The following is a 3,972-nucleotide window of genomic DNA, read 5'->3' as shown; positions in this document are numbered from 1 at the left end:
GCGAAACGCACTCCCCATCATGAGATGGGTATCACCTCGCAACGCCAGAGCTCATCTACAACGTGGGCCCCAGACGCCGCTTACGTTTTTCTGGATTTCTGGGAAACTCGTATCGGCCTGACATTCGGCTCATGGGATTTCAGCCGCTCCCTGCGCCACTGGGTCAATGACGGGTTGATGACGCTCTTTTTCTTTGTGCTCTCGCTCGAGCTCAAGAGGGAAATCGTTCTGGGCGAATTGAGAAATCCTCGACAAGTCGCCTTGCCTCTGGCAGGGGCCGTGGGCGGCATGGTGGTTCCAGTCGCAGTGTATTTGGCGTTGATGTCCGGAGAATCCGGACTGCATGGTTGGGGAACCGTTATGGCAACCGATACGGCATTCGTAATCGGGTGCCTCGCGCTATTCGGAAACCGGGTTCCACCTACCCTGCGTCTCTTCTTGCTCTCCTTGGCGATATTCGATGATGTCGGCGCGATTCTCGTGGTCGCGCTCGGGTACGGAGAAGCCCTGAACTGGCCGGCATTCGGGGGAGGTCTGCTGGGAATTGGTGCCGTTGCAAGCGCCTCGCGGCTCGGAATCAGAAGTGTTCCGGTCTATTCATTGATAGGAGCGGGAATCTGGCTGTGTATTGACGCATCCGGCATCCATGCGACCATCGCTGGCGTCATTCTGGGCCTCATGACACCCACCGACGTCTGGGTCAGCGATGCACGTCTACGCGGGGTCCTGGGGCGTTTGCTGGCCCATCCTGCCGGCGAGTATTGGAGTGGCGATACCGCAGAACGTCATGACCTTCTCCAGGCCCGCACAGCAGTTACCGAATCCGTCTCACCAGTCGAGCGTCTCGAGATGATACTGCACCCTTGGGTCGGCTTTGCAATCATGCCGATCTTCGCGCTGGCTAATGCAGGCATCACGTTTCAGGGTGCCGATTTCCGACAAACAGTCACTCTGGCGATCATTGCCGGATTGGTATTGGGAAAACCGATCGGCATACTCGGTTTCAGCTGGCTTGCAGTTCGCTCCGGCATTGCGGTGCTTGCGACGGGTCTGTCTTGGCCCTTCATCGTGGCCGGCTCGTTTCTAGCGGGCATTGGGTTCACGATGTCGCTCTTCATCGCGGGGCAGGCCTTCGATGCGACGATGCTTAACGCTGCCAAACTAGGAATCCTGTCAGGATCGGCCTTCGCTGCGACAATCGGCACACTGATACTGCTTCAACTGACACGGCTCGAGACGAGGACATGATACGCAACCCATGACGACGCTCAGAGACTGCAGCCTTCTGGAGTGCCCAGGATTTTGGATTTGGGCCAGGGCGCTGCAATACAGCTGTCACCGGCGCCCTGACGAGCGGACAGGTTGCACCGCCGTTTGCCATGAGTGCGACGCTTTGCACCGCCGACAAATCCGCTCCCCGAAGCCTTCACTCGGAAAGGGCGTGCGGCAACGGAGACAAAGACGCTCTTTCGGGACATCGTCGATGGCCCGCACAGGCCCATTGTCCTGATCCACGAGTTCGGTCATCGATCTGCGCCATCCTCTTCGATCAGCCGTGCCGGATCACCAAGCGTGCGCTCGATGAGTTCCTGTCGCCGGGCGTCACTGGCTTCGGCGGTTTCCGAGTAGCGCCGTATCAGATACTGCGCCTTGAGCGCTGCCTCGTGCCAGTTGGCGGCAGGTTGGGCGAGGAGCTGTACTTCAAGTTCCTCCTGCCGCACGCGGAGCGCTCTTTGATCGGCTTCGAAATCCTTCAGGGGGTGTCGCCGGATATCGGCCGCAATCCTGCCTTCGGCGCTTCGCCTTGCATCGAGATCAACCGGATCGTCGGTCATCGCTGTTGTCTCCCTGGCATCATCGTTCGACCACAGTTTCAGCCCCTTCGGGAGGAGGCGATGCGTCTGCTCCCGACGTTCCGGCTTCCATTGCCCTCAAGTATCCGAAGAGATCACTGTCGGTCGTGAGAACAAGTGTCGTTCCACCCGCGATCATATCCTTGTAGGCCTGCATCGTTCGCGTGAACGCATAGAATTCAGCCGCCTCGGGAGTGATGTTGTAAGCTCTTGCATAGATGTCCGCCGCCGAGGCATCTGCCAGACCCCGGATTTCTTCCACATCCCGGTAGGCTTCGGATTGGATCTTGTTCAGGTCCCGCACGCGGTTGCCGCGGATACGCGCGGCTTCGCCATTGCCTTCGGACAGGAAACGCTCGGCGATCTGACGTCGCTCCGAAATCATGCGATCATAGATCTTCGGACGCACGCTTTCGTTGTAGTTGATCCTCTTGAAGCGGATGTCGAGCAGTTCGATCCCAAAGACACGGACCTTCTCTGCGGCGGCCGTGAAGATCTCCTGCTCCACCATTGCCCGGCCCTTCTGTATGGGAACCAGCGCACCGATGTCCTGCGCGCGTTCTTCATCCGTCAGGAGCGTGTCCCGTAGCGGCACCCGATCTTTCGTTGTCCGAATGATCTCGATAAGCTCGTGTTTGGCGACGGCATTTCGGGTCTCGCTGCCGAGAATGTCGTCGAGCCGCGATTGCGCGCTGCGCTCGTCGCGCAATCGCAGAAAATACTGCAACGGATCTGTGATCTTCCAACGGGCGAACAAGTCAACGGATATATAGAGCTTATCCTTGGTTGGCATGTCCGAAGGATTGCCGTCCCACTCGAGAACCCGGCTGTCGATCCGATTAACCTCCTGAATGAAGGGTAGTTTCAACTTGAGGCCAGCTGTCGTGACCGGTTCCCCGATGGGCTTGCCGAATTGCGTAATGATAGCCTGTTCGACTTCGCCAACCGTATAGAAGGCTCTCGGCGCGGTCACGACGACCGCAACGGCGAGTCCTGCAAGAACTCCAAATTTCATTTTCGTGGCTTATCCCCCCGAGCCCGATCGAGCGTCAGAAGCGGGAGAATGCTCGCGGTCGAGCCATCGACGATGATCTTCGACCCTATCCCTGGCAGCACATCCTGCAGCGTCTCGATATAGATGCGCCGCCTCGTGACTTCGGGCGCCTTCACGTATTCGGCCAGAAGCGCGGTGAACCGTGCGGCGTCACCTTCAGCCTCGTTTATGCGTTTTAGGCGATAGCCATCGGCCTCGCGGATGCGCTGGTCTTTCTCGCCCTCGGCCAGCGGAATGACCTTGTTGTATTCGCGGCGCGCTTCGTTGATCAAGCGCTCCTTCTCCTGCTGCGCCTGATTGACCTCATTGAAAGAGGCCTGAACCGGTTCGGGCGGGTTGATGTTCTTGAGCTGCACCTGATCGATGCTGATCCCCATCGCGTACTTGGTCGTCAGTGCCTGCATCTTCAGAAGAGCTTCGCTTTCGATCTCCTGCCGGCCTATGGTGATGACCTCGTCGACCGTGCGGTCGCCGACAACCTCACGCATCACCGATTCGGAGACATAGCGAAGCGTCGCGCCCGGCTGACGCACCTCGAAGAGGAATTTCAGGGGCTCTGATATCCGGTATTGCACCACCCATTCCACGAGAGCGGCGTTCAGGTCCCCGGTTACCATCTCGGTTTCGCGGCGGCCATCGACCGGGCTTTGAAACGGATCCCCTGCACCCGGTGTTGTAAAGCCGAATTCCTGTTTCAGCTGACGTTTCACGGGAACCAGCGTCGCCACATCGATTCCAAGCGGAAATTTGAAGTGAAGCCCCGGCGGAACCTCAGCGGTGTATTTTCCAAATCGCTGGACCACTGCGACTGAGTCACTTGGCACAGTATAGTAGGACGACCAAGCTACAACTGCGAAGAAAGCAACGGCCCCCACCACCGCGATACTCTTGGCGGGCGGCAGCCCACCTGGCAACAGCCCACCCAAGCGCTCGCGACCATGGCGAAGAATGGCATCGATCTCTGGTGGAGCGCGGTTCTGTGTAAGCCGCGTCTGGGGCCCACGTTGTAGATGAGCTCTGGCGTTGCGAGGTGATACCCATCTCATGATGGGGAGTGCGTTTCGC

General features: G+C 58.6%; 4 protein-coding genes. 1 reads left to right on the top strand and 3 read right to left on the bottom strand.

Features of this window, described 5'->3' with window-relative positions; genetic code table 11:
• A partial coding sequence (gene nhaA, locus D3P35_RS25545; RefSeq protein ID WP_118138749.1) for a Na+/H+ antiporter NhaA occupies nucleotides 1-1,248 on the top strand: 1,248 nt, incomplete at its 5' end.
• Nucleotides 1,249-1,523: 275 nt separating this feature from the next.
• On the opposite strand, the gene D3P35_RS25540 is transcribed toward nhaA, so the two are convergent.
• From D3P35_RS25540 to hflK, 3 genes are read right to left on the bottom strand one after another with little or no spacing between them, the layout of a single operon-like run.
• Nucleotides 1,524-1,835 carry a hypothetical protein gene (locus D3P35_RS25540; protein ID WP_118138748.1) on the bottom strand — a complete coding sequence of 104 codons (312 nt, stop codon included), beginning with the start codon at nucleotides 1,833-1,835 and terminating at the stop codon, nucleotides 1,524-1,526.
• A 19-nt stretch (nucleotides 1,836-1,854) separates the two neighbouring features.
• Nucleotides 1,855-2,868 carry a protease modulator HflC gene (gene hflC, locus D3P35_RS25535; protein ID WP_118138747.1) on the bottom strand — a complete coding sequence of 338 codons (1,014 nt, stop codon included), beginning with the start codon at nucleotides 2,866-2,868 and terminating at the stop codon, nucleotides 1,855-1,857.
• A complete protein-coding gene (gene hflK / locus D3P35_RS25530) occupies nucleotides 2,865-3,953 on the bottom strand; it encodes an FtsH protease activity modulator HflK (RefSeq protein WP_118138746.1) in 1,089 nt (362 codons plus the stop codon). The genes hflC and hflK overlap by 4 nt, the downstream gene beginning before the upstream one ends.
• Nucleotides 3,954-3,972 lie beyond the last annotated feature (19 nt).

This window comes from Oceanicella sp. SM1341 (genome assembly GCF_003448965.1).
GTDB lineage: Bacteria > Pseudomonadota > Alphaproteobacteria > Rhodobacterales > Rhodobacteraceae > Paroceanicella.
Note: the sequence above shows the minus strand (reverse complement) of the source record. Positions and strands in the feature narration are given on the sequence as shown.

Excerpts from the sequence above, each read along its gene's own strand:
- D3P35_RS25540 (WP_118138748.1), bottom strand. The coding sequence starts at position 1,835 with ATGACCGACGATCCGGTTGATCTCGATGCAAGGCGAAGCGCCGAAGGC.
- hflC (WP_118138747.1), bottom strand. The coding sequence starts at position 2,868 with ATGAAATTTGGAGTTCTTGCAGGACTCGCCGTTGCGGTCGTCGTGACC.
- hflK (WP_118138746.1), bottom strand. The coding sequence starts at position 3,953 with ATGAGATGGGTATCACCTCGCAACGCCAGAGCTCATCTACAACGTGGG.